This is a genomic window from Amycolatopsis sp. CA-161197, assembly GCF_050942255.1.
Taxonomy (GTDB): Bacteria; Actinomycetota; Actinomycetes; order Mycobacteriales; family Pseudonocardiaceae; genus Amycolatopsis.
In genome coordinates, this window is the sequence record NZ_CP192059.1 from 7,898,449 (window position 1) to 7,923,077 (window position 24,629).

Genomic DNA, 24,629 nt, shown 5'->3' on the forward strand with positions numbered 1-24,629 from the left:
CTGTCGCGACGCACAACGTGCAGACCTCGTGATGACCGGGCGCAGCTCGCCGTCCAGCTCAACGTGCAAGTTCTCGACTTCCAGCAGGTGATTGAGCCCGTCCAGCGCCTCGTCTGCTGACTCTCGGTCGTGAGGGTATTGGCGAGGGTCGGTCAGCCACCTGAGTACTTGTTCGATGGCGTCGGGTTCATCGCGGCGGTGCCGGCCCCTACATTCCAAGGACCGCAGAGAGTTACGTCGAACGCGGGGTCACCGGCCTTCCATGGTTTCCCGCCGTGCCTGGACCTACTGTCGAGAATGGAGCTTCCTGCCCTGCCTCAGGCAGGACGGGCGGACGGACACCTCGATGAGGAGGAACCGCATGACGTTGTACACCGACATCCCGACCCGCTCCGAGATCGACGCGCTCTGGCAGGCCGAAGCTCCGGCCGCCGTGTCGATCTACCTGCAGACCGAGCCCACGTCACCGGGCGAGGCGGAGCGGATCGCCTACAAGAACGGAGTCCGGGAAGCGCTGGCACAGCTCGGCGACGTGGACCAGCAGGACCTCGCGGCTTTGGAAGAACAACTCGCCGTGCTGGAGGACGAGGACTCCGGGGTCTTCTGGCGGCACCAGGCGCGCAGCCTCGCCGTGTTCGCGACGCCGACCTCGCTGCACAGCTTTCGGCTGCCCAACCGCCTCACGCCGGCCGCAGTCGGAGCCACACGGTTCTTCGTCAAACCGCTGATGCGCGCAGTGACCTTCCCGCAGACCGCGTTCGTGCTGGCGCTCGCCCAGGGTTCGGCGCGGGTGCTGGAAACCGTGCCCGACGCTCCCCCGCGTGAGATACGCGTGCCGGGCATGCCCGCGGACGTGGCGTCCGCCGTCGGCAAGGCATCCGTCAAGGACCGCGCACCGAGCCGCCGGGTGCAGGGCGCGGAGGGACAGAAACTGCGCATGGCGCAGTTCTCCCGGCTGGTCGACGGCGCGCTGCGCGAGGTGCTGCCCGGCCACGGCGTGCCGCTCGTCCTCGCCGCTACGGAGCCGCTCGACAGCATCTTCCGCGTGCACTGCGGCTACCCCGACCTGGTGCCACACAGCGTGCCGGGCAACCCGGAGGACCGCGGCGACGGCGAGCTGGTCACCGAAGCCCGTGCGGTCCTCGACCGTTGGTACGCCGCGCGGCTCGACGAAGAGAAAAGCACCTTCGACGAACGCTTCGGGCAGGGTCGCACCTCGACCGACCTCGCAGACCTGGCCCGCTTCGCCACGCGCGGCGCCGTGCACACGCTGTTCGTGGACATAGACGCCACCGTCCCCGGCGAAGTCGACGACTCGGGCGAGGTGACCTTCGGAGCTCCCGGCCCCGTCGATCTCGTCGACGAGATCGCGCGCCGGGCCTGGCTGTCGGGCGCCTACCTGCTCGCCGTCCGCCACGAGGACGTCCCGCGCGGCGGCGACGTCGCCGCGACCTTGAGATACGCGCCGACGGCGTGATCGCGGACCCCTCGCCACCTGCGCGGTTGACCACCTGCAGCAGCGAGTACAGCCGGTGAACGGGCGCGTCGCGAGCCGCTGGGTTCCAAACTCGATACCTCGCCGATGCCGTGTACCAGCAGCTCGTCAACGACACGCCCCACACGCCCGAACACGTTGCGTCAAACCAACCGCCGCTTGACACCAAACCCCAGGTGCTCCTCATTCCGAGATCATCAACCTCGTGTCGTTCGTGTTCGCAACCTCGCAGGACCACCACCGAGACCACCGCTGACACATCACCCTTCCCAGGTGAGAAACGCCCCGCCACGCGCCCGGGCCCGGGGTCTTGGCGCGTGACTGCGGAAACGGATGTCGCACAAGAGGATGGGGTGGAGGGACACAGCTCGAGGTCTCCACCCTCCCGGACGAGGTCACGCCGACGAAGCCGGCGCAGACTTCGCGAAAGGAGGTGCATGAGCACGTGACAAACTCGGCTCCGCTGGTTCGCGCGCTGCGCAGGCGAGTCGAGGCCGCGCTGCGAGTCGTAGCCGAGGACCAGCTACCCGACCGAGCCGCCGCACTGACCTACTTCGGCCTGCTGGCGATCTTCCCGGCGCTCATCGTGCTGGTCGCAATTCTCGAGCTGACCCTGCGCTCCACCCCCGACACCGACGTCGTCGTCGATGGTTTTGTCGAGCTGCTGCCGGCCGGCGCCGCCGGGGTGGGCCCGGTTCTGCGCGACGCCCTGCGCGACCACACCGCGGCCGGAACTGTCGTGGGGGTCGGACTGGTCGCGAGCGTGTGGGCGGTCTCGGGCTACGTCGCCGCCTGCCAACGCGCGATCGGCGGGATTCGCGGCGTGCCGGACACCCGACTGCCCTGGGTCGCCAAGCTCTCGCGGCTTCCGCTGACTCTCCTGATGCTCGCCCTGCTGGCCGGGATCACTCTCGCGCTGCTGGCCGGCGGTCCGCTCGGCGCCGCCCTCGAGCGGGCGGTCGGGCTGCCCGACCTGGTCGCGGGCATTTGGCACGCACTGCGCTGGCCGCTGTTGTTCGCAGTGCTCCTGATCTTCTTCGGGCTGCTGCAGCGAGGACTGCCCGCCACCCCGGGAGCCCCGCGCGGGCGAGCCAAATGGGTGAGCCGGGGCGGCGTTGTCGGCGTGCTCCTCTGGCTCGCCGGATCCGGCGCGTTCTCCTGGTACAACGCGAACTTCGCCGCCGGTGGCTACGGCGCGCTCGGCACTGTGGTGATCTTTCTCGCGTGGCTGTGGGTGGGCCACTTCGCCCTGCTGATCGGTGTGGAGATCGACCTCCGGTCAGTCAGGTGCACCACCAAAAAATGAGCCTCAAACTCCGCCGGCTCGATCACTGCCCTGACCAACCCAGCAGCGCTCAACGCAAGTACGGTGCGCAGCTACGCAGGGAAGGTGCGCTCGTTGGCCAGGATCAACCGGTAGTCCGCGCTACTCACCTTCGGTGTACCCCGCGCAGGCACACCCGTTCATCGGGGGTCTTCTTGGCAGTTCGCCACTGGCGCAAGATCCGCCGACCGTCGTTGTGCGTACCGGCCACCCGATCCAACTCGGCTCGATTCGGAGTCCGACCGCCGGCTGCTTCACGCAGGTGGTGCTCCCACGTCCGCTGCCCGGCCGTCATCCCGCCCGCTGTGGACGGATGCGACGCGGAGTGCGAGCCGACGATCTCGGCGGTTTCGTGACCCGTCCTTTGTGGCGAGCCCGAGACCGCGTTCGCTCCACTCTCGGCGTGCGGAAGCCGTCTCGGAGCCAGTCTCGACCGCTGTCCGGCGCTTCCGTGCGCCGTCGAGCAGCTCGACTGCCATCAGCAACACCGACGGAGGACAAGCAGCCACTGTCACCTGAAGCGGGCTCAGCGTCGGCGCCGAGCAGATGTTGGCCACCAGCGACAAGCAGATGCCGAACACGAACGCCGGCCACGCCACCCAACAACCCTCGGCCGAGCACCCACGGCGCTGACGCGGCGTCACCCGTCGATCAGGACCGCGTTCCGTCGCCGGCCGGCCGCAAGCGAGGGATCAGGCGTTTCGGCCGGACCCCTCGCTTCCGGCTACGCGCCGAAGGTTTTCGTCGGGGGGTGGGTGGCCAGGGCGGCCTGGTTGAAGGTGACGGCCACGCCGTGGCCGCGCAGGTGGGAGGCGGGCTGGTCGATCTTCCACCCGTCGACGCGGATGCCGAGGGACGGGTGGCGGCGGGTTTGGTCGGCGGTCAGTTGCGTGTGGACGGTGGTCGACTCGCCGGGGGCCAGGTTGAGGTAGTTGTCGCTGAAGGTGGCGGGCAGGATGCGGTCGCCGGTGTGGGTGTCGTAGGCCTGCAGGTGCAGCATGAGGGCCACGGAGTGGCCGGTGTTGGTGACCTCCGCGGTCAGGGTGAGCTCGTCGCGGTCGCGCCGGGCGTCAGCGGTGATGGAGACGGCGGGGGCGGGAGCGGTGTCCAGGCTTGCGAATCCCGTGGGGCGCGCCGGGTTCTCGAGCCAGGAGAAGGTGCGGACCAGTTCCGTACCGTGCTGGTCCTTGAGGGACAGGCGGACGAAGGCGACGTCGTCGGGGGTGGCGGCGAGCTGGGGCGCGAGGGTGCCGATGACGGTGTGGTCGGAGGCGGCCGCGGCGGGCACGCGCAGGGAAGTCTGGGCGAACACCGTGCCGTTCAGGGCGTAGAGCGTGGCGTCGACGGTGCCGCGCACGGCCGACCGGGTGTGGTTGGCCACCACCACGTCGAGGGTCTGGCGGTCGAGGATCACGTTGACCCGCCGGCAGGCGTGCTGGACGGCGTAGAACGCCGAGTGCGCCTCGAGGTCGTGGGTGTACATCTGCCAGACGAAGCTGGGCTGCGCGGGGTTGGTCATCCACATGATGACGCCGGTGCGCGGGTACGGCTTGCCCGGCGACGCGCTGATCATGTTCGCGGCGTGCGCCTCGTAGATCGCCCTGATGCACTCGTAGTTCATCAGCTGCGACTTGCGCGCGAAGTCCGGGAGGTTCAGCACCTCGCCGTACCGCTGCGCGGTGAGCGCCAGGTACCCGGCGCCGCCGCCGTTGCCGCCGTTGCCGTTGACGTCGCGGTCGGCCCAGAAGTCGTCCGGGTGTTCCCACGACGACTCGGGGAGCATCTTGCGGATGAACTCCAGCGTCGGGATCGAGTACGAGCCGACCTCGTTGTGGAACGGGGGCCACTTCGTGCCGTCGTTGAGCGAAAAGTGGGTACCGGGGGTGACCCAGTGGTACGGACCGCCGGAGCTGTATCCACCGATGGGGTCCTGGCCGGTGTCGCCGGCCGAGCTGGTCAGCGCCGCGCGTTTCGGGTCGAGCTCGGCCACCAGCGCGTCCAGGCCGTCGACGAGCGGCTGCGGCGGCGGGCCTTCGTTGCCACCGCACCAGAGCAGGATCGACGGGTGGTTGCGGAACCGCACGATGCAATCGCGGATGTTGTCCAGGTCGCGCGCGACGTCTGCGGGCGGCGGGCCTTCGGTCGAGCAGAAGAAGTCCTGCCACACCAGAATGCCGTACTCGTCGCACGCCTCGAAGAAGTCTTCGGTGCTGCTTTGGCCGTTCCAGTTGCGGATCAGGTTGAGGTTGGCGTCGCGGTGCAGCCGCACCTGGTCGCGCAGCCGTTGCCGCGGAATGCGTTTGAGTGCCTCGTCCAGGCCCCAGTTGCCGCCCATCACCAGGATCGGCTGGTTGTTGACGGTGATGGCCAGACCGTCGACGGTCGCGCCGGACGGTGACTCGACCGGCTTGGTGTACTCGATCCGCCGCACCCCGAAGTCCACCGTCCGCTCGTCGCAGACTTGACGGCCGGACTCCACCGCGATCGTGAGCCGATAACGGTGGGGGTCGCCGTACCCGTTGGGCCACCACAGCTTCGGGCGGTCCAGGCGCAGGCAGGCGAGGTCTTTCGACGTCAGCGTGATCGTGGACGCCCCGGCCGGCACGGTCACGGTGCGCTCGAAGTCGTGGCCGTCGAGAGATCCCTTCAGCACCACGGGTTTCGCGGTGTCGAACGCGCTGTCGAGAGCGAGCTCGACCGTGACGTCGGCCGTGCGCAGGTCGGCCGACAGCGTCGGATCGACGTGCACGTCGGTCAACCGGACCGGGCCGGTGGTGGACCAGGTGACCGGCTGCCAGATGCCCAGGTCCCGATCGGGGATGGTCGGCAGCCAGTCCCAGCCCGCCGTGCAGAAGAACGTCGGCCCGTTCTTCAAGGTGATCCCGGTCTTGCCCCCGTTGCGCCCGCCGCGCGTCACCCCGCTGGCGTAGCTCGGCAGCGACGGCGGGTCGGCGTAGTCGAGCTTGCCGACCAGCACCGCCAGGTACGCGGTGCCGTTCGCGTTCGTGATGATGTCGGTGACGTCGAAGACGCTCCGCTTGAACGCACCCGCGACGGTGCCGACTTCGGTGCCGTTGAGCCAGACGGTCCCCAGGTAGTTGATGCCGTCGAACCGCAGCCAGAACCGCTGGCCCGGAATCAGCCGCGGCACGGCGAACGCGACGCGGTACCAGTAGCCGGTGTCCTTGAGGGTGTCCGGGACCGTGTCGGTCACGATGTGGCCGTACAGCGGATCGGGGTACTCGCCGTTGGCGATCATGCTCGTGAGCGGTGTTCCCGGCACGACGGCCGGCTTCAGGCCCGCGAGCTGCTGCGCACTGGCGAACCGGTCCCCGGTTGCCGTCGTCGCGTCGGCCGCGGTGAAGGTCCAGCCGCCGGTGATCTCGTGGCCGTCGAGGTGAAGGGGCCGGCCTCCGGCCGTGCTGTCCGGGGCCGCGTCGGCGATGCCCGACAGGCCGAGCGCGCCGAGCGCGCCACCACCGGCGATCGCGATCCCACCGGACAGAAACCGCCTGCGATTCAGCTGGGTCACGTCGCTCCCGATCCGTGTCTGACAACGTTGTCACGCTCAGTGCGACTTCTATGATCGACGGGCCGGGATCCCTTTGTCAATCCGACTTTGGGAGGTGCCGGGCCTGTAGCTGCTTGCGCTCCGCGGTGTAGTGCCACCACGGTCGGGCCGGCCGCCCGGCGGCTTGGTCCACAACGGACAAAACCGTGTCGAGCAGGCACGGGTCGAGCCGTTCACCGGCCGCCGCGGACATCCGCTCGTACAGCTCGACCGGGTCCTGGTTCGCCAGCTGCGTGATCCGGGTGATGCCGATGCTCTCGAAGTAGCCCGCCACGGCGGGGCCGACGTTGGCCAGTGTGGTGAGGTCGGATTCCTTGTGCGAGGTCATCGGGGTGCCTCCTTTTCCGATTCCCCGGCCGTTTTGTCGAGGGCGTCGGCCAAGAGGCCGATCTGCTCGGGTGATCCCGAGCACGGGAACAGCACCAGATCGTCGGCTCCGGCCTCGGAAAGCCGGCCGATCTCCTCGCACAGGCGGGATTCGTCGGTGATGGCGTCGAGACGGACGCGGGGCAAGAACTCGGCCCCGTAGTAGTGCGCCACATACGATTCGGCCGTTTCCGCCGCGCGCGACCCCAGGCAGAAGTAGCGCTCGACGACGATCCGCGGTCGCCCCTCGCGGCCGGCTCGGCTCCATTCCCGCCGGACGGTCGCGACCCCTTCGTTCAAGACCTCCAGCCCGAAGGACGGCGCCACCCAGCCGTCGGCCAACCGCGCGGCCCGGACGAAACCGGCGGGCACCACACCGGCGAGCAAAACCTGCGGACGGCCTGGTGGCAGGGCGGGGATCGGCCCGCAAGCCCCGGACAGCTCGCCGCGCCACACCTGCCGCATCGTGTCCAAAGTGGACTCGAAAAGGGCGCCCCGCTTCGTCATTTCGACGCCGCTCGCGTGGTAGTCCTCCGGCCAGCCGCCCATCCCGAGCCCGACGGTGAGCCGCCCTCCGGAAAGGCGTTCGACCGAATCGATCTGCTTCGCCAGGACGACCGGATTGCGGCGATAACCGATGTTCAGCACCGTGGTCAGCAGCTCGACGCGCTCCGTGCACGCCGCGGCGGCGGCCAGTGCCACCAGCGGGTCCAGGTTGTCGTACACCAACCGGTCGAGCACGCCCAGCGAACGGAAGCCCCGCTCCTCGCTCTCGGCGGCCCACCGTCCGATCCCCGCGGCGTCCGTCCCCGGCACCGCGGCGGGCAGTCCGATCCCGATCCGCACCCGTATCTCCTCTGTCGGCGTTCGTTCCTCTCTCCGCCAACGTAAGCGGGGAGGGCCGGCCGGATCTTGAACAGATCGGACACCCACACGGCGGGCCCTGTCACGCCACAGCAGCAGGGGGCAACGGCTCGTCCGCCGGGACGACGGGTTACGAGTTCAGCAACCGCACCGTGAGCGGGCGAGCGGTCGGTTGCGCAGGCGTTCGCACGGTCACGGTTTTCGTCGCGGGGTCCCAGGTCCACGTGTTCGCGGCGCTGCGGTGGCCGTCGACGAGCATGGCCGACGGAGCCTTGGCGGCGGTGAACCGGACGGTCCAGGCGCGCTGCGCCGGCCGGCCCGGGTAAGAGCCGTGCATGGCGTCGATCGCGAGTGTCGCCGAGTGGGGGTCCTCGGTGTAGGTCAGGCGGGTGGTGGCGCCCTTGGCCGAGGGTGACTGCCCGTCGTCCTCGTAGAGGGTGAAGGTGCCCTGGTGGCCGCCGGCCACGGTGGCCGTGGTGGCGGTCAGGGGGTGGCCCTGGTCGCCGGTGACGTCGGCGCTGCGGGTGACCATGATGCCGCCCGAGCGCAGGAACACCGGCATGGTGTCCCAGCCCGTGGTGATCTGCGCGGTGGTCCCGCCGTGGTAGGTCTTGCCCGTGAAGTAGTCGGTCCAGTCGCTGCCGGGCGGGAACCACACGCTCGTGGTGGCGGTGGTGCCGGGGCTCGTCACGGGAGCGACCAGCACGTCCGGCCCGTACAGGTACTCGCCGCCCGCCTGGGCGTAGGCCTCCTGCTGCCCGGGGTACTGCAGGTACAGCGGACGCACGATCGGCAACCCCGTGGCGGTGGCCTGCTGCGCGAGCGTGTACGTGTAGGGCACGAGGTCCTCGCGCAGGTTCAGGAACTTCGTCGCCGACGTGTCCGCGGCGGCCCCGTACTGCCACGGCAACCGGTCGCTGTGGTTGGAGTGCAGGCGGTCGATCGGCTGGAACGTGCCGAGCTGCACCCAGCGCGCGTACAGGTCGTCCGGCAGCTTCGTGCTGCCCGGCTCGCTGCCCGGTTCCTGCAGGCCCCCGGTGTGGCCGCCGATGTCGTGGCTCACCGAAGCCAGCCCCGTCGCCGCGGACTCGCCGGGCGTGTAGCCGACCTCGAATCCCAGCGTGGCCCAGTCGGAAATGGTGTCACCGGTGAAGTGCAACGTGGTGCGCTTGTCGGCCCAGGGCCCCGTGGGCACCGCGGTGGGCGAGCTGTAGCCACCGGCCTGCAGTGAGCCGTACGCGCGGGAGAACGCGAACCCGCGGCCGACGGTCTTCGCCGCGTCGTCGGCGTACTGCTGGTTGATCCACGAGTCCGGGGTGACGCCGGCGAGGCCGGAGCTCGACCCGTCGCAGCACCAGTCGAGCCACCAGAGGTCGTTGCCCTGCTGCTCCATCGGCCGGTGCAGGTCGAAGTAGGCGCGCAGCTGGTCCGGGTCGCCGAAGTCGAACACGTAGCAGTCGGTGCCGCCACCGCCGCAGCTGCCGGGCTTCAGCTTGCCCTTCGCGGTCGCTTGCGCCGCGGCGAACTGCGGGTCGGAGGCGAGGATGCTCGGGTGGACGTTCAGCGCGGTGTGCAGGCCCTGATCGTGCGCCCACTGGAAGAACGCCGCCGGGTCGGGGAAACGGGCCGGGTCGATCTCCCAGCCGTTCCACTTGTTCGGCGTCTTGAAGTCGGTGTCGACCACGAGCATGTCCAGCGGCACGTTCTCCGACCGGAACTTCGGCAGGATGGTCTGCTCGAAGTCCGCGGCGGTGCGGTCGTAGTACTCGGAGTACCAGACGCCGTACGACCAGCGGGGCAGCAGCAGCGACGGCCCGGTCAGCTGGGACAGCTCCCGCAACGCGCGGGTGTAGTCCTGGCCGTAGGCGAACACGTATCCGTCCTGGTAGGCCTGGCCGCCGTGCGCCTGGCGCTGGGTGACGACCTTGGTACGCGGGTCATACAGCGCCGAAGCGGTGTCGTCGAGCAGCGACCAGCCGTCCTGGTAAAGGATTCCCGGGGCGGTGACCGCGGTGCCGTCCACGCCGTCGAGCCCGCGCCGGTAGCCGCCGAGCGCCGCGTGCGGGGCGAGCAGCGGCGAGTGGAGCTTCGTGATCGCGACGGTGTCGATGTTGAGGTGGCAGTTCGTCGAGTCGGGGCAGGCCAGCGTCACGGTGTCGGTGCCCGCCGCCAGCTTGACCGGGACGGCCGTGGCCCGCCACGAGTTCCAGCTGCTCGTCGCCGGCAGCGTGAGGCTGGTCGGTGCGGCGTCGCCCACCCGGACCGACAACGTGGTGGGCTGGTTCTGGCCGGAGACGGCGGTCGCGTCGGCGTAGCGCAGTTGCAGGTCGTACGAGCCGTTCGCGGGCACGCCGGTCACCGTGAGCGCGCTGGACGCGTCCGTCCGCTCCATGCCCGCGAGGAAGCCCTTGCCGGAGTAGCCGTCGTGGTCGCTCGCCGCGTGCGCGCCGCCGGCCAGGGCGCCCTGGTCGGCTTCGCAGAGCGCGCCGAAGGCACAGGGCGTGGGTGCGGGCGGGACGGGCTGCGGGTACGCGGCGCCTGCCGTGACCACGGCGAGGCTGTCGATGTTGACGTTGCCCGAGTCGGTGGCGCCACGCTCGATGCGGACCTCGTGTTCGCCCGCGGGCAGCGTCACCGGCGCGGTGGCGAGGGTCCAGGTGTCCCAGTCGGCGGTGGGCGGCAACGACACCTGGTGCGGATCGCCGCCGTCCACGAGGACGGTGAGCGTGCGCGTGGTGTGCTGGCCGTCGCCGCCGGATCCGTTGGCGTACCGCAGATCCAGCTGGTAGTCGCCGGCCTTCGGGGCGGTCGTGCGGAACGCCAGGGCGTCGCCGGCGTTGGCGAAGCCCGCGGCGAACCCGGCGCCGGTGTAACCACGGTGGTCGTCGGCCGCGCCCGGGCCGGACAGCTGCAGATCCTCGGCCTCGCACAGGGCGCCGAACGCGCAGGCGGGGGTCAGTTTGCCCGCCCAGGGGCGGGCTGTGACGTCCTGGCCGCCCGTCCGCAGCTCGACGGTGAGGTTGTCGTCGGAGAACGCGCCTGAGCCGAGCTTGTAGCGCAGCTGGACGGAACTGGTCCGGATGGTCAGCCAGCCGTCACGTTTCGTTGCGGTGTAAGGGGTCCGGGCGAAACTGCCGCGGCCGACCGCGTTGAACGTGCCGGCGTCGACGAAGGCGGAGTCGCCCGCGTACTCCGTCCGGATGAGCGTCGGCGAGAGGACCTCGAACCGCGCCTGCCCGGCGGTCACGGTTTGCGCGGCGAGCGCGGAAACCGGTGTGGCGCCGGCGGACGCTCCCGTGGACACCAGCGTGCCCGCCAGGCACACGACGGCCAGCAGCCGCACCAGAAATCGTCGCCGGACCGATGTCGACCGCCTGGTCACCGTTGCCTCCTAGACAGATCCCCGGCGACGGTACTTCGGGAAGGATCAAGGCTGAAGACGCGGGCCTGAGCCTGTCCGGTGGTCTGTCTTGTCGGGCACCGGCAGACTCCGAGCGGACGAACAACCCGCGGGCGCGTCGGCATCACGGTACGGCCGTTCGGAGCCGTAGCAGGTGATGCGCTCCGCGGGCATGAGGAACCAGCGCCGTTCGAGGCACCGGACTTTCACGTGCAGAACGCCGGAGAGCCGGGACGCCCATTCGATCGTGGCGACGTTCCCGCACTCGGGGCAGGACACGAGTTCGATCGCTGTGCGCTCGTGTTGGTCGCCGTCGGGGTCGGTCATCGGGAGGTGCTTCCCGGGTCGAGGCTGCGATTTCTTGTCCATGCCGGGTAGACGAACTGCTGCGCGGGATCGTGAGGTCCGGTTCGAACGACCAAGCCGGGTCTGCGAGGCCCGTTCCTCGCGCAGTGCGATGTGTCCGCCGTCACGCGTTCCCGGCCACGTGCCAGGAGGCGCCGTCCGCGGTGGCGCCGGTGAGGCCGTGCAGGTGGGCGGGGCCGACGAGCGCGAGGGTGCGCGGATCGCCGATTCCGGCGGTCGCCAGTGTGCGGGCCGGGGTCCAGGGGGTCGACCACAAGAGGCGCCGGGTCATCTGGGCCCAGCCGGTGGCCGGTCCGGTCATGAGCCACAGGTCGGGGTCGGCCGCGGCGAATCGGGAGGCCGGGCGCAGCCAGGACGCTGCGGTTTCGGGCCAGGTGACGGTGCCGAGCGTCCGGCCGCCGGCGTGGGCCCAGGCGGATTCGACCGCGCGGGCGGTCGCGAGGGCGCGGGCGGTGCGGCCGGAGCCGATCGTGATGTCGCGGGCGCCGCGGGCGAGCGCGAGCCGGATGAGGGTGTCGACCTCGGCGTCGGTGGCCGTCAGGTCCGCGTCGTAGGTGGCGGGCTTCGTCAGCAAAGGGCTTTCGCCGCTCATGCCGCGTCGTGGAAGACGAGGGCGAGGGTGTGCCGTTCACCCGACCTGATGGCGGACACGCCGTGGCGGACCGGCGCCGCCGACCAGCCGCGGGCGGATTCGACCGGCCGGTCGCGGGTGGTGAACAGGTAGCCGTGACCGTGCGGCAGCAGGGTGGCCGTGCCCCGGGACTGGGCGCGCGGGCGCTGTTCCAGCAGCAGGAACTCCCCGCCGGTGTGGTCCACGCCCGGCTCGTTGAGGTTGATCACGACCTGCAACGGGAACACGAGGTCGCCGTACAGGTCGCGGTGGAGGGCGTTCCAGTCCTTCTCGGCGTAGCGGAGCAGGATCGCGGTGGACTTCGCCTGGCCGGCGTCGTGGCACATCCGGAGCCACTCGTCGAGGGTGTCCGGCCAGGGCGCGGGCCGGCCGAGCTTGGTCCACCAGTCGCGGGCGATCGGCAGCAGGCGCGGGTACAACGCCTGCTTGAGCCGCTCGATCGGCTCCGGGTACGGCGCGTGGAAGTACCGGTACTCGCCCCGGCCGAAGCGGTGCCGGCCCATGTCGACGGTGCTGCGGAACAGGTCGTCCCGCGCGTACAGCCCCCTGATCTCCTCGGTCTCCTCCGGGGCCAGCAGCCGGGGCAGCAGGGCCCCGCCGTACTCGTCGACCTCGGCGGTGATCGCCGGCCAGTCCCCCGACTCGACGCGGTCGCGCCAGCGGTCCACGGTCGCTCGCCGTGCAGCGTTCATGCAATCTCCAGGTTCACGAATGCCGGACACTCCTCTACCTGGTAGACGGCGGCCGAGGGTAAAACGTGAGATGGCCTCCGCCGGCGATTTGCGGTGGCCCCGGCGTACAGCGTGAGCCGGTCGGGATTGCGGCGAGTGGGGTGTCTGCGAGCGGAGGCGCTACGGGCCGCCGGGGCCCTTGCCTTTGCCCTTGGCCTTGGCCTTCTCTTCGGGTTTGCCTCTGGCTTTGCCGCCCGCGGCTGGCGTCTTGGGAAGAGCGCCCGGGCCTCGCGCAGCGACGGGGATCGGCCGCGGCGGGGCGGGGTTGTGCGGTACCGCCGCCGGGACGGCGGAGGTAGGTGGCTTCGCGGAGGCGGCGGTTGACGGCGCCGGCGCAGCGGGTGTTTGGGCGGCAGGTGCGGGGCCGGGCGCGTCCGGTCCCGTGAGCGCCACAGCGAGGACGGCTGCCGTCGTGACGGCCGCGATGCCTCCGAACGCGGCCAGCAGCCTCGGGCGAAGCCTGCGGGCCACGGCCGGTGGCCGAACCGGCGCAACCGCGGTAACGGGCTGACGAAGCAGCTGCAGGGCCTCAACCGCCGTGGGGCGGTGCGCGGGCTCCCGGGCCGTCATCCGCTCGAGCGCGTGCGCCAACGGTGCGGGCAACCCGGCGGGAATGCGCGGCGGCCGGTGCAGCCGCGCCATCGCCGATTCGGCCATCGTGCCAGGGTATTCGCGTTGTCCCGTAAGGCATTCCAGCAGGATGAGACCCAGCGCGTAGACATCGGCGGCGGGTCCGGCCGGCTCGCCGACGACCTGCTCGGGCGCGAGGTACGCGGCCGTGCCCGTGACGAACCCCGTGCCGGTGATGCTGGTCGAGCCGAGCTCGTGCGCGATGCCGAAATCGCTGATCAACGGGCCGTCCGGGCCGAGCAGGATGTTGGCGGGCTTGAGGTCCCGATGCACGACGCGCCGGGCGTGGATGTGCGCGACCGTCTCGACGAGCCGCACCGCCAGATCGGTCACCTGCTCGGCCGGCAGGGGCCCGGAAAACAGGCGCTCCGCCAGGTTTTCGCCGTCCACGAGCTGCATCACGAGAAACGGGCGGCCACCGTCCGTCCCGCTGTCGAGCACGGCCACCACCCGCGGGTGGTCGATGCCGGCCTGGATCGTCCGCTCCCGGACCCGGCGCACCTGCTCCACCGCGACCGATTGCCGGTCGTACACCTTGACCGCGACCTCGCGGCCGAGCCTGCGGTCGACCGCCCGGTAGACGCGCGCCGTGCCTCCGCTGCCGATCAGCCGCTCCACGTCGTAGCGCCCGGCGATCGAGTGCGGCGGATCCTCGGGCACCTCCCACGGCAGCACCTGGGCGCCCAGGGCGAACCGAGGATCGGTGACGCCACTGCCGTCGCTCCCGCGTCCGTCCGTCATCGGCCGACACCCCCGTCCTCTCGGTGACCGCCCAAGTACCCCCGCGGAACCACCCGCCAAACACCGGACCGGAAACCGAGACCATCCGCACGTCAGCGCTCCTCGGCCACCTCCGGTACCCGGACCTGGCCGAAGACCGTGCGGTGGCGCAGGCGGAAGCCGAGGGACTCGTACAGCCGGATCGCGTTGTGGTTGTGGGCCGCGGCGTGCAGGAAAGGGGTTTCGCCGCGGTCGCGGATGCCGGCGGCGATGGCGAGGACGAGGCGGGTGGCCAGGCCACGGCCGCGGTGGTCGGGGTCGGTGCAGACGGCGCTGATCTCGGTCCAGCCGGGCGGGTGCAGGCGTTCCCCGGCCATCGCGATGAGAGCGCCGCGGTGGCGCAGGCCGAGATAGGTACCGAGCAGGACGGTGCGGGGCAGGAACGGGCCCGGCCGGGTGCGGGCGACCAGGTCGAGCATTTCCGGCACGTCGGCTTCCGTCAGCCGCACGGCCTCGGGATCCGGCGCGGCCGCCACGCCGTGGTCCACGAGCTGCACGCCCGCGGCCTCGCGCAGGACCTCCCAGCCGGGTGGCGGCGTGCCGGCCCGCGCGAGCAGCGGCACCACCGCGCCGGGGCCGGCGAGCGCGGCGAGGTCGTCCCACACCGGGCCGCGCGCCGCGGGGTCGACGGCGAGGAACGGGGCCACGTCGACCGGGTAGCGCACGAGGCGGCCGCGGCGTTCGGCGAAGTGCGCGTGCGGGCCGGTGAGCGAGGCCCACGCGGGGTCGTCCAGAACAGCAGTGGGTTCGGTGGTGCTCGTTTCGGTCACGAGTTGTCCAGCGGGAGTCCGGGCGGGTTGACCGCGGCCTTTTCGACGGCTTCGTTCTCGAGCCCGTACGCGGCGAGCCACTTCTTGTACTGGCCGTGCTGGATGAGGTAGTCGATGGCCTCCGACAACGCCTCGACGAGCCCGTTGCCCTTCTTGGTGGTGGCCGCGATCAGGCCCTGCAGCGTCGCGCCGGCCCCGGAGTACTTGCCTGCGCTGCGCGTGGGGTTGGGCGTGCTCGCGGTTTGCGCGGCGTGGTAGGCGATGCCGGGGTTGGGGGCGAAGTAGGCGTCGATGCGGCCGGAGTCCAGCGCGAGGTAGGTGCTGTTCTTGTCGGCGAAGTTCCGCACGTCCAGCTTCCTGCCCTCGGCCTGTAGCCGGTTCTTCCACTCCAGCAGGATCTTCTCCTGGTTGGTGCCGGAGTCGACGGCGACGGTCTTGCCGGCGAGGCTCTCGTAGGTGCCGTCGAAGTTCCACGTGCTGGTGCGCTTGACCTCGAAGCCCAGGTTGTCCTCGCGGTAGGCGGCGAAGTCGAAGCCCTGCTGCTTGCGCTGCTCGGTCACGGTGATGTTGGAGAACCCCGCGTCGAACTGGCCGCTTTGCAGGCGTACGAACAGGTTCTGCCAAGACGCGTTCTGCACGTCGGGCTCGAGCCCCAGCACGCCGGCCACCAGGCGGCCGAGGTCGGGCTCGGCGCCGGTGAGGGTCCGCTGGTCGGTGCCGACGTAGGCCAGCGGCGGGAAACCCGAGGGCAGCGCGCCGACGCCGATCACGAGCTTGCCGCGGTCGAGGATCGCTTTCGGCACCTTCGCGCGGATCTCGGCGACGGTCGGCACGGTCAGCGTCACCGGGTGCTCGTCGCTGGTGTTGGCGGCGACGTTCACGGTGTCCGTGCCGTCCGGGTTCGTCGCGGCCTGGGTGCTGCCGCCGCACGCGCCGGCGAACAGGGCGACGACGGTGACGGCGGCGAGGGGCAGCAAAGAGCGGCGTCTCATGGGATTCCTGCGCTTTCGGTGCGGGTGACCCTCCCGAGGAACTCCCGGGTGCGGTCGTGACGGGAACGGTCGAGGACCTGCTCGGGCGGGCCCTCTTCGACGACGCGGCCGGCGTCGAGGAACACGACGTGGCCGGCGATTTCGCGGGCGAAGCGGATCTCGTGGGTGACGACGATCAACGTCGTCCCGGAGCGGGCGAGGTCCCGGATCACCGAGAGCACCTCGCCGACGAGTTCGGGATCGAGCGCCGAGGTGGGCTCGTCGAGCAGGATCAGCTTCGGCTCCAGCGCGAGCGCGCGGGCGATCGCGACCCGCTGCTGCTGCCCGCCGGAAAGCTGACGCGGGTAGGCGGTTTCCTTGTCCGCCAAGCCGACGCGGGCCAGCAGCTCGCGCGCCCGGGCCTGCGCCGTCGCCCGCGCGACGCGCTGGGTGACGACCGGGGCTTCGATGACGTTGTCGAGAATCGTCAGGTGCGGGAACAGGTTGAAGTGCTGGAACACGAACCCGATCCGCGAACGCCGGCGCAGGATCGCGCGTTCGCTCAGCTCCTTGAACCGGTCGCCGTGCACCCGCACACCGACCAGCTCGCCGCCGATGCTCACGTAGCCGCTGTCGAGGCGCTCCAGGTGGTTGATCGCCCGCAACAGCGTCGATTTCCCGGACCCGGACGGACCGAGCAGCACCGTCACCTCGCCCGCGGGCGCGGTGAGGTCGACGTCGTCGAGGACCCGGATGCCGTCGTAGGACTTCACCGCGTTGCGCACGCGCACTTCGCTCACCGGGCCGCCCCCAGCGAGCGGAGCCGGCGCCGGAACCGCTGCACCGGCGTCGGCGGCACCGTCCGCAGCGCGCCGCGGGAGAAGTAGCGCTCGACGTAGTACTGCACCACCGACAGCACGCTCGTGAGGATCACGTACCAGACCGTGCCGACCAGCAGCAGCGGGATGATCTGGCCGCTGTTGGTGCTCGCCTGCGTCTCGACCACGCCGAACAGTTCCAGCAACGACGTGATGTACACGACCGACGTGCCCTTCAGCAGGCCGATCAGCTGGTTCGCGTACGCGGGCACGATGGCGCGCGTGGCCTGCGGCAGGATGATCCGCCGGTACTGGCGCCACCGCGGCAGGCCCAGCGCGGCAGCCGCCTCCAGCTGCCCCTGGTCCACCGACAGCACGCCGGAACGCACGATCTCCGCGGCGTACGCGGCTTCGTTGAGGCTCAGCCCGAGCACGGCCACGACGAAGAAGCTCAACAGGTCCGTCGCGCTGAACTGCAGGAACGACGGTCCGAACGGGATGCCGAGGCTCAGGGTGCTGTAGAGCGCCGTGACGTTGGCCAGGAACAGCAACAGCACGATCAGCGGGATCGACCGGAAGATCCAGACGTAGACCCAGGAAACGGCCTGCAGCAACGGGTTTCGCGACAGCCGCATCAACGCCAGCACGATGCCGCCCACCAGGCCGAACACCGCGGCCAGCCCGGTCAGCTCCAGCGTGAGCACCAGCCCGTCGAGGATCACCGGCCGGAAGAACCAGTAGCCGAACACGTTCCACTGGAACACCGGGTTCGTCACCAGCGCGTGGACGAGCTGCGCCAGCAACACCAGCACCACCGCGGCGGCGATCCAGCGGCCCGGCCTGCGCAACGGCAGCACTCGCCGCGCGGCGAGCTCACGAAGGCGGGCTTCGTCGACCGGCGGTCCGGATGACGAGGTTTCGAGGCGAGTGACCGGAGGAGAGCTCACGAGTGACTCCAGAGGGGAAGGGGAAAGCGTGCTGCCGCCGATCACTCTGACCCGGTCGCCACACCCCTGTCGAGCACCGGTTCGACACTCTCACATGATGAACTTGGCCCGTGACAAAGGTTTCGGTGCATATGTCCCGAGTGGACACTTGTCGAGACCGGACTGGGCCGGATGGTCATGCCGAACACCGCCCTCTGCCCGGCAGGCAACCGGGCAGAGGGCGGAGCGCACTGTCCACAGTAGATCTTGCCGGCGCGGTCAGCTGGCCTCGGCGACCGCCAGAGCTCCTTCCCCTCGCCGGGCCGGAGGCAGGTCCAGGTGCTCACGCAGCGTCGTGCCGGTGTACTCGGTGCGGTACAGACCGCGTTCCTGCAGCGCGGGGACGAGGGAGCCGACGATGTCGTCGAGGCCGTCGGGAACCAGGTAGGGCGAGACGTTGAAGCCGTCCAGCGCACCCTCCCGGACGAAGCGGGCGAACTTCTCCGCCAGCCCGGCCGGAGTGCCGACGTGGCTGCGAGCGCGCTGCCCGAGCTCGATGACGGTCTGCCGCAACGACCAGCCGTGGGCGGCGGCCTCCTCGCGCCACCGCGCGACGGTCGCGCGCGAGTCGGCCACGCGGGCGGCACCGAAGGCGCCGCTGCTGTCCTGCTCGCGGGGTTCGAGGTCGGGCAACGGCCCGTCGGGGTCGTAGGCCGACAGGTCGACGTTCCACAGCAACGTCGCCTGCGCCAGTGCGGTACCGGGCGTGATCTGCTGCTGCCGCACCCAGCGCGCCTTCTCCTCGGCTTCCGCCTCGGTGTCGCCGAGGATGATGGAGGCGCCGGGCAGGATGCGCAGGTCCTCGGGAGTCCGGCCGGCGGCGGTGAGGCGGCGGCGGATGTCGCCGGCGAACGCGAGCGCGTCGTCGAAGTCGTAGCCGTGGGCGGAGAAGATCACGTCGGCGTTGCGGGCGGCGAAGTCGCGCCCCTCCGACGAGTCGCCGGCCTGGAAGATCACCGGGTGGCCCTGGCTGCTGCGCGGCAGGCCGCCGGTGAGCTCGAGGTCGACGAGGTCGCCGTGGCGGACGACGGGCGCGATCGAGCCGTCCCGCGCCCACGACTCGGCGCCGGTCGAGGTGGCAAGGGCGTCGTCGGCCCAGGAGTCCCAGAGCGCCCGCGCGGCGCCGAGCACTTCTTCGGCGCGCCGGTACCGGTCGGCGTGGTCGAGGTAGCCGCCGCGGCGGAAGTTCTCGCCCGTCCACGCGTTGTCGGTCGTGACGACGTTCCAGCCTGCGCGCCCGCCCGAGAGCAGGTCGAGCCCGGCGAAGCGGCGGGCCAGGTCGGCCGGGTCGTTGTAGGTGACGTTCGACGTCGAGACCAAACCGATGTGCCGGGTGGCCGCGGCCAGCGCGGACAGCTGGGTGATGGCCTCGGGCCGGCCGGCCACGTCGAGGTCGTGCACCAGGCCGTTGATTTCGCGCAGACGCAGTCCTTCGCCGAGGAAGAAGGCGTCGAACAGGCCGCGCTCGGCGGTCAGCGCGACCTGGCGGTAGGACTCGGGCGCGATCTGCGAGCCGCTGCGCGGGTCGGTCCAGATCGTCCAGTGGTTGACGCCCTGGAAGAACACCCCGAAGTGCAGCTTCGCGTGCGGGCGGGGAACGTCGTGCGGATCGGTGCGGGTCATCGGCTCAACCTCCGGTGGTGGCGAACGGGTTGGTGGCCGCGGCGAGGCCGAGCGTCGACCGCAGCCACTGTCCGGGAACGGGTGCCGCGGCGAGACGTTCGGCGCGCAGCCGCGGCAGGACCGACCTCGCCAGCGTGGGCAGGTCCTCGTCGAGGACAAGCGGGTGCAGGCGCACGCCGTCGACAATGCGGGCCAGGTCGGCCAGCAGCCGCACGAACCCCGGTGCGTCGCCGACGAAACGCAGGCGCCCGCGGTCGGCCCAAGGGCCGTGCCGCGCCAGGTCCGCGACCCGCTCGGCCCCGCTGTGCGCCTCGGTGTCCAGAGCGACCTCGACCTCGGCGAACCGGAGCGGTGCGGCGCTGGCCAGGCTCGACGCCGCGGCCACCGCAGTGAGGTCCCGGCCGGAGATCAGGGCGACGTCGGCGTCCGCCGGATCGACCAGCTCCGGTGCGGCGAACACGACCGGGTTGCCCTGCGGCGGTCGCGGCACGATCGCCGGTCCCTTGACCGAGTACGTCTCACCCACGAAGTCGATGTAGTGCACGCGATCGCGGTCCAGGTAACGGCTCGTGGCCACGTCGCGGACCACCGCGTCGTCCTCCCACGAGTCCCACAGCGCGCGCACCACGCGCAGGGCGTCGGCGGCCTCGCGCCGCAGCGCGGCCTCCCCCGTCACCACGGGACGGTCCCAGGCGAGCGCGGCCGCCGGGTTCTCGGTGCTGCCCACGATCCACCCCGCCCGGCCGTGGCCGAGGTGGTCCAGCGCCGCGAGGGCGGACGAGACGTGGAACGGTTCCGTGTAGGTCGTCGACACGACCGGCACGAGCCCCAGCACACTCGTCACCTCGGCGAGGAACGCGGCGCGCTCCAGCGACCCGATGCGGCCCGCGGGCGCCGGCGCGGGTCCCGGCAGCAGGTCGTCCTCCAGCGTCACCGCGGTGAAGCCGGAGCGCTCGACGGTCTCGCCGAGTGCGCGCAGCCGCCCGGGATCGAAGTGCCCGGACGGTGGATGCGCCGCCCTGCGCCACGCCGCGGGATGCGCTCCCGCGCCGTCGATCTCCAGTGCCACCGCGAGGGATGTCATGGCCCGTCTCCTCTGTCACGTGCGCCGCGCGCACCATCTGCCGGACGGCGTCTGCAGCCGCTGCGGCGCTCGGGGTATTCCGGGTTTCACGGGGTAGGACGGGCCTGGCGAACAAACTGCCGATCCCGTCCGACGCATTCGGTCGGCCCGCGAAACCGCACCCGACGAGGCGGGCGAGGCGTAGCAGCCACGCGGAATCGGCTCCCCTGTGGACAGTCCCGGTGAGGTCGGCCGGATGAACCGGCAGGTCCCTGCTGCCACGCCCTTCGCACCACGATTGTCGGCACCGGCGTGCAGGCGAGGCCAGCCCGTCCACGGAGCGAAACCCTTGCCGGACAAAGTGAAGGGCCGCACAAAGACCGGGAATGGTCCAGGATCCGGGAATCGGCTCCGTCCGCGGAGTTTCGGCCTAGCGTGGCCGGGTGTCTCGAAACCTTTCGGTCAAGCACACCCTCACGGTCGTCGGGCATGTCGCCTGACGCCGCCCGAACCGAGGCGCCCGACCTCCCGCTGTCGGTCCTGGACCTCGTTCCCGTGAGCGAGGGCTCGACCGCGACGCAGGCCGTGCGCAACGCGATCGACCTCGCCCGCCACGCCGAACGGCTCGGCTACCGCCGGTACTGGCTCGCCGAGCACCACCTCAACGAAGGCGTCGCGGGATCGTCGCCGCCGGTCCTGGCCGCGCTGCTCGCGTCCGCGACAGAACGCATCCGCGTCGGATCGGCCGGAGTGCAGCTCGGCCACCGGACGCCGCTGTCGGCCGTGGAGGAGTTCGGCCTCGTCGACGCGCTGCACCCCGGCCGTCTCGACCTCGGGCTCGGGCGCAGCGGCAAGCAGCTGATCCGTGAGCGCGCCTCCGCGCCCGAGCACCGGCCCGCCGCGCACCACAACGGCGGCGTGCTCATCCCCCGGCCCCCGGATCTCGGCAGCCTCCGGCGCTCGGCCCGGCTCGCCGTGACGTTCGCCCTGCTCCAGCAGCCGGGCGCCGAAGCCCCGGACTACGGCGACCAGGTCGACGACCTGCTCGCACTGCTGGACGGGACTTATCGCTCGGCCGAGGGCGTGGCGGCGCACGCGGTTCCCGGCGAAGGCGCCGACGTCGAAGTCTGGGTCCTGGGCAGCAGCGGCGGGCAGAGCGCCCGGGTGGCCGGCAGCCGCGGGCTGCGCTTCGCGGCCAACTACCACGTGAGCCCCGCGACGGTGCTCGACGCGGTCGAGGGCTACCGCGCGGCCTTCCGCCCGTCGGCGCACCTTTCGCGGCCCTACGTCGCCGTCTCGGCCGACGTCGTCGTGGCCGACACCGACGACCACGCCCGCCACCTCGCAGCCGGCTACGGCCTCTGGGTCCTCGGCATCCGCCGCGGCGAAGGCGCCATCCCCTTCCCCGCCCCCGAACAGGCTGCCGCGCACACGTGGACCGCCGAGGACCGGGCGCTCGTCGCCGACCGGGTCGACACCCAGATCGTCGGCTCACCCGCCACGGTCGTCGCGCAGCTGCGCCGCCTCCGGCAGGCGACCGGCGCGGACGAACTGGCCGTCACCACGATCACCCACGACCCCGCCGACCGCCTGCGCTCCTACGAGCTCCTCGCCATCGAATGGAGGACGAGCACAGATTGAGCTGAGTCCGTCGGCACCCGCGCCGGTTTCGGCGCGGGATCCGTGTCGCCGAGCGCCCGGCATTCCCCGCGTATCCTGGAGGACTCCCCTGTTCCTGGACCTTCGCCGGAGACGGAGCAGACCCATGGATGAGCACTCCACCACGGCAACCCGAACGCTGGCCGGGCGGGAACGGCAGCTGGCCCGCGCGTTCGTCGCCCTCGCCGACACGCTGGTCGCCGATTTCGATGTCGTCGACTTCCTCGGGATGCTGACCGGGCAGGTCGTCGACCTGGTCGACGTCGCGGCGGCGGGGGTGATCCTCCGCGGTGGCCAAGATCGGCTGCAGGTGGCGGCGACGTCGTCGCACCGGGCGGAGCTGCTGGAGCTGTTCGCGGTGCAGACCGACGACGGGCCGTGCGTGGACTGCGTCCGGACGGGCGAGCCGGTTTCGAGTCCCGACCTGCAGGCCTCGGCCCTCCGCTGGCCGCGGTTCGCCGCCGCGGCGCGCGAATGCGGGTTCCGGTCCGCCCACGCGCTGCCGATGCGGCTGCGGGACGACGTCCTCGGAGGCCTGACGCTGCTGGGCACCGAGCCGCGTGGCGTGGGGGCCGATGACCTCGCCCTGGCGCAGGCCCTGGCCGATGTGGCGACGATCGGGATCCTTCAGCAGCGCACCATCGAACACGGTGACCAGCTGTCGGCCCAGCTGCAGACCGCGTTGAACAGCCGGGTGCTGATCGAGCAGGCCAAGGGCGTGCTGGCCGAGCACGGCGGGATGTCGATGGACGAGGCGTTCGGCCACCTGCGCGGCTACGCGCGGGCCCATCACCGCCGGCTCACCGAGTTCGCGGCCGAGGTCGTCGGCGGCGGCGTCGACCTCGACGTCATCCTGCGCCAGCACCCGGCCTGACGGTCTCGGTCACCCGCGGGCGAAGATGTCGGCGGGGCTGACGGTGCCGTCGGCGAGGTCGCGCGCGACTTCGGACAGCCCGCGTTCCTGGGCGTGGGCGTAGCGGCGCAACGCGGCGAAGGCCTCGTGCATGTCGATGCCGCCGTGCTCGGCGAGCACACCTTTGGCCTGCTCGATCACCGCACGCCGCCGCAGCGTGGCTTCGAGCTCCTCGGCCAGCAGTTCCGCGCGCGAGGCGGCCCGGTTGTGCAGGATCCCGATCGTGGCCACGTCGGCCAGCGCCTGGCCGATCGCGATCGTGTTGTCGTCGGGGTCGACCGGTGCCTGTTTCAGCAGTGTCAACGCGCCGACGGTCTGCTCCCGCAGCCGCATCGGCACGGCGGAGGCCGCGCGGAAGCCGGCGTCGAGAGCGGCCGGGGCGAACTGCGGCCAGCGCCGCAGCGCGGCCTCGGTGGCGAGGTCGCCGCTGCGGACCGGCCGCCCCTCGGCGACGCAGTCGAAGCACGGTCCTTGCCGGGCCTGGACGGCGAACAGCTCGACCAGGTCCGCCCGCTCGGACGAACCGGCGGCGGGCCGCCAGCCACCGCGTTGATCGGACAGGATCACGCCCGCCGCGTCGACCTCCAGCAGCTCGACACTGCGCTCGGTCAGCGCGGACAGGAAATCGAGCACGTCGAAGCCGACGACAAGGGTGTCGGCCAGGGCAACGAAGGTGCGGGCCAGCCGCTGGTCTGGGGTCGCGCTCATGCAACACGCCTTTCTTCGCTGGTCATCATGCGGGCTTCTCTTCGTCGGTGAACCGCAGCGTGCGGGCCACGACCTGCCGGGCGACGTGGCTCAGCGTCGCCCCTTCGGCGAACGCGTGCCCGCGCAACCGCAGCAGGGCCGCGTCGGCGGTGACCCCGAGCTGAACCTTCACCATTCCCACCGCCTGGTGGATCTCGATGTGGGAGTCGGCCAGCCAGGACAGGTCGCTGACGGCGTGCCCGTCGAGGTGGCCGATCACCACCTGGGTGGCCACGTCGGCCAGCACCAGGGCGTCGGACAGCTGGCGGCGCGACAGCGGACCCGCCTGGTCGCGGTAGAGGTCGAGCGAACCGAGCCGCACCACCCCCACCTGCAGCGGGAACGAGAACACCGCCGCGACACCGAGCCGGGCCGCGGCCGGGCCGAACGCGGGCCACCGCGCGCTCTCGGCGAGCAGGTCGGGCACCAGGATCGGACCGCCGGAAGCGTAGGCGTCCAGGCACGGGCCCTCGCCGACGGTGAACTGCAGGTCGTCGAGCCCGGCGCTCACGGGGTTGCTGGCGTGCACCAGGCCACGGTGGCGCCCGACACCGGCTCCATTGCCGTTGCCGTTGCCGTTGCCGAGCACCGTGGCACCGGCACCGGACACTTCGAGCGTTCCCACGCACACGGCGCAGACCCGCTCGATGCGCGGGCCGAACTGCTCCCGGCCGTCCTCGGCGAGCAGCCGGTACAGCTGCTGCCGCCGATCGTCCATCACGGCCACTCCCGTCTCGGCATTCCCGCCGACCGATTGAGCCTAGGCCCTGGTCGCGGCAGGCGTGCGCGCGCCGGTCCAGGAGACCGCACGAACATCGGCGAATTCTTCACCAGGGCGGCGCGTCCGCTGTAGACACTCACAACGCAGGGCGCGTCGATGACTCGCACGGCGCGGGTTGAGCGGAGCCCGAAGTCCGGGGG

Annotated in this window: 20 protein-coding genes; 4 read left to right on the top strand and 16 right to left on the bottom strand. The window is 71.3% G+C overall.

Translation table 11 applies throughout. The annotated features are described in order from the left end of the window. Positions 1 to 361 precede the first annotated feature (361 nt). Positions 362 to 1,477: a hypothetical protein gene (locus ACQPXB_RS37270; protein ID WP_432846232.1), complete on the top strand. Its 1,116-nt coding sequence runs from the start codon at positions 362 to 364 to the stop codon at positions 1,475 to 1,477. Positions 1,478 to 1,940: 463 nt separating this feature from the next. Next, positions 1,941 to 2,801, top strand: coding sequence for a YihY/virulence factor BrkB family protein (locus ACQPXB_RS37275; protein ID WP_432846234.1), 861 nt, complete (start codon positions 1,941 to 1,943; stop codon positions 2,799 to 2,801). Positions 2,802 to 3,543: 742 nt separating this feature from the next. Here the strand turns inward: ACQPXB_RS37275 and ACQPXB_RS37280 are convergent. The 14 genes from ACQPXB_RS37280 to ACQPXB_RS37345 all read right to left on the bottom strand — a co-directional run bounded on the left by ACQPXB_RS37280 (position 3,544) and on the right by ACQPXB_RS37345 (position 20,410). Continuing rightward, complete coding sequence (locus ACQPXB_RS37280; protein ID WP_432846236.1) at positions 3,544 to 6,351, bottom strand: glycoside hydrolase family 2 protein; 2,808 nt, start codon at positions 6,349 to 6,351, stop codon at positions 3,544 to 3,546. A gap of 76 nt (positions 6,352 to 6,427) precedes the next feature. Next, complete coding sequence (locus tag ACQPXB_RS37285) at positions 6,428 to 6,718, bottom strand: helix-hairpin-helix domain-containing protein (RefSeq protein WP_386947610.1); 291 nt, start codon at positions 6,716 to 6,718, stop codon at positions 6,428 to 6,430. After that, entirely contained in the window at positions 6,715 to 7,602 is an 888-nt protein-coding gene (locus ACQPXB_RS37290) for an LLM class flavin-dependent oxidoreductase (RefSeq protein ID WP_432846237.1), read from the bottom strand. Before ACQPXB_RS37290 ends, ACQPXB_RS37285 begins: the two co-directional genes overlap by 4 nt. Before the next feature lie 148 nt (positions 7,603 to 7,750). After that, positions 7,751 to 11,002, bottom strand: a complete 3,252-nt coding sequence (locus ACQPXB_RS37295) for a TIM-barrel domain-containing protein (RefSeq protein WP_432846239.1) — start codon at positions 11,000 to 11,002, stop codon at positions 7,751 to 7,753. Between the two features lie 45 nt (positions 11,003 to 11,047). Then, positions 11,048 to 11,347 carry a hypothetical protein gene (locus tag ACQPXB_RS37300; protein WP_432846241.1) on the bottom strand — a complete coding sequence of 100 codons (300 nt, stop codon included), beginning with the start codon at positions 11,345 to 11,347 and terminating at the stop codon, positions 11,048 to 11,050. Positions 11,348 to 11,489: 142 nt separating this feature from the next. After that, a complete protein-coding gene (locus ACQPXB_RS37305; protein WP_432846243.1) occupies positions 11,490 to 11,978 on the bottom strand; it encodes a hypothetical protein in 489 nt (162 codons plus the stop codon). Then, the gene (locus tag ACQPXB_RS37310; RefSeq protein WP_432846244.1) at positions 11,975 to 12,709 is read right to left on the bottom strand and encodes a 2OG-Fe(II) oxygenase; all 735 of its coding nucleotides are present in this window, start codon (positions 12,707 to 12,709) and stop codon (positions 11,975 to 11,977) included. The genes ACQPXB_RS37305 and ACQPXB_RS37310 overlap by 4 nt, the downstream gene beginning before the upstream one ends. 159 nt (positions 12,710 to 12,868) lie before the next feature. Next, entirely contained in the window at positions 12,869 to 14,053 is a 1,185-nt protein-coding gene (locus ACQPXB_RS37315) for a protein kinase domain-containing protein (RefSeq protein WP_432846246.1), read from the bottom strand. Between the two features lie 158 nt (positions 14,054 to 14,211). Next, entirely contained in the window at positions 14,212 to 14,928 is a 717-nt protein-coding gene (locus tag ACQPXB_RS37320) for a GNAT family N-acetyltransferase (protein ID WP_432846247.1), read from the bottom strand. Next, positions 14,925 to 15,920 carry a transporter substrate-binding domain-containing protein gene (locus ACQPXB_RS37325; RefSeq protein ID WP_432846249.1) on the bottom strand — a complete coding sequence of 332 codons (996 nt, stop codon included), beginning with the start codon at positions 15,918 to 15,920 and terminating at the stop codon, positions 14,925 to 14,927. Before ACQPXB_RS37325 ends, ACQPXB_RS37320 begins: the two co-directional genes overlap by 4 nt. Further along, on the bottom strand, positions 15,917 to 16,699 hold the full coding sequence (locus ACQPXB_RS37330) for an amino acid ABC transporter ATP-binding protein (protein ID WP_432846251.1): 783 nt from the start codon (positions 16,697 to 16,699) through the stop codon (positions 15,917 to 15,919). Before ACQPXB_RS37330 ends, ACQPXB_RS37325 begins: the two co-directional genes overlap by 4 nt. After that, positions 16,696 to 17,664 carry an amino acid ABC transporter permease gene (locus ACQPXB_RS37335; RefSeq protein WP_432846252.1) on the bottom strand — a complete coding sequence of 323 codons (969 nt, stop codon included), beginning with the start codon at positions 17,662 to 17,664 and terminating at the stop codon, positions 16,696 to 16,698. The genes ACQPXB_RS37330 and ACQPXB_RS37335 overlap by 4 nt, the downstream gene beginning before the upstream one ends. Before the next feature lie 258 nt (positions 17,665 to 17,922). Beyond that, the gene (locus ACQPXB_RS37340; protein WP_432846254.1) at positions 17,923 to 19,326 is read right to left on the bottom strand and encodes an NtaA/DmoA family FMN-dependent monooxygenase; all 1,404 of its coding nucleotides are present in this window, start codon (positions 19,324 to 19,326) and stop codon (positions 17,923 to 17,925) included. A 4-nt stretch (positions 19,327 to 19,330) separates the two neighbouring features. Beyond that, positions 19,331 to 20,410, bottom strand: coding sequence for an LLM class flavin-dependent oxidoreductase (locus tag ACQPXB_RS37345; protein ID WP_432846255.1), 1,080 nt, complete (start codon positions 20,408 to 20,410; stop codon positions 19,331 to 19,333). Positions 20,411 to 20,878: 468 nt separating this feature from the next. Here ACQPXB_RS37345 and ACQPXB_RS37350 point away from each other — a divergent pair, with 468 nt between their 5' ends. Together ACQPXB_RS37350 and ACQPXB_RS37355 are read left to right on the top strand one after the other, a co-directional pair. Then, on the top strand, positions 20,879 to 22,030 hold the full coding sequence (locus ACQPXB_RS37350; RefSeq protein WP_432846257.1) for an MsnO8 family LLM class oxidoreductase: 1,152 nt from the start codon (positions 20,879 to 20,881) through the stop codon (positions 22,028 to 22,030). Between the two features lie 124 nt (positions 22,031 to 22,154). Next, positions 22,155 to 22,922 carry an ANTAR domain-containing protein gene (locus tag ACQPXB_RS37355; RefSeq protein WP_432846259.1) on the top strand — a complete coding sequence of 256 codons (768 nt, stop codon included), beginning with the start codon at positions 22,155 to 22,157 and terminating at the stop codon, positions 22,920 to 22,922. 9 nt (positions 22,923 to 22,931) lie between these two features. Here ACQPXB_RS37355 and ACQPXB_RS37360 read toward each other — a convergent pair whose 3' ends face one another. Next, positions 22,932 to 23,669 (bottom strand): GAF and ANTAR domain-containing protein, encoded by a 738-nt coding sequence (locus ACQPXB_RS37360; protein ID WP_432846261.1) that lies wholly within the window; start codon positions 23,667 to 23,669, stop codon positions 22,932 to 22,934. A 25-nt stretch (positions 23,670 to 23,694) separates the two neighbouring features. Next, on the bottom strand, positions 23,695 to 24,426 hold the full coding sequence (locus ACQPXB_RS37365; RefSeq protein ID WP_432846263.1) for a GAF and ANTAR domain-containing protein: 732 nt from the start codon (positions 24,424 to 24,426) through the stop codon (positions 23,695 to 23,697). Positions 24,427 to 24,629: the final 203 nt, after the last annotated feature.

What these genes read in the sequence shown, in the direction of transcription:
- ACQPXB_RS37340 (WP_432846254.1), bottom strand. Translation starts at nt 19,326, where the DNA reads ATGACCCGCACCGATCCGCACGACGTTCCCCGCCCGCACGCGAAGCTG.
- ACQPXB_RS37350 (WP_432846257.1), top strand. Translation starts at nt 20,879, where the DNA reads ATGTCGCCTGACGCCGCCCGAACCGAGGCGCCCGACCTCCCGCTGTCG.
- ACQPXB_RS37365 (WP_432846263.1), bottom strand. Translation starts at nt 24,426, where the DNA reads ATGGACGATCGGCGGCAGCAGCTGTACCGGCTGCTCGCCGAGGACGGC.
- ACQPXB_RS37300 (WP_432846241.1), bottom strand. Translation starts at nt 11,347, where the DNA reads ATGACCGACCCCGACGGCGACCAACACGAGCGCACAGCGATCGAACTC.
- ACQPXB_RS37325 (WP_432846249.1), bottom strand. Translation starts at nt 15,920, where the DNA reads ATGAGACGCCGCTCTTTGCTGCCCCTCGCCGCCGTCACCGTCGTCGCC.
- ACQPXB_RS37305 (WP_432846243.1), bottom strand. Translation starts at nt 11,978, where the DNA reads ATGAGCGGCGAAAGCCCTTTGCTGACGAAGCCCGCCACCTACGACGCG.
- ACQPXB_RS37355 (WP_432846259.1), top strand. Translation starts at nt 22,155, where the DNA reads ATGGATGAGCACTCCACCACGGCAACCCGAACGCTGGCCGGGCGGGAA.
- ACQPXB_RS37310 (WP_432846244.1), bottom strand. Translation starts at nt 12,709, where the DNA reads ATGAACGCTGCACGGCGAGCGACCGTGGACCGCTGGCGCGACCGCGTC.
- ACQPXB_RS37345 (WP_432846255.1), bottom strand. Translation starts at nt 20,410, where the DNA reads ATGACATCCCTCGCGGTGGCACTGGAGATCGACGGCGCGGGAGCGCAT.
- ACQPXB_RS37285 (WP_386947610.1), bottom strand. Translation starts at nt 6,718, where the DNA reads ATGACCTCGCACAAGGAATCCGACCTCACCACACTGGCCAACGTCGGC.
- ACQPXB_RS37270 (WP_432846232.1), top strand. Translation starts at nt 362, where the DNA reads ATGACGTTGTACACCGACATCCCGACCCGCTCCGAGATCGACGCGCTC.
- ACQPXB_RS37360 (WP_432846261.1), bottom strand. Translation starts at nt 23,669, where the DNA reads ATGAGCGCGACCCCAGACCAGCGGCTGGCCCGCACCTTCGTTGCCCTG.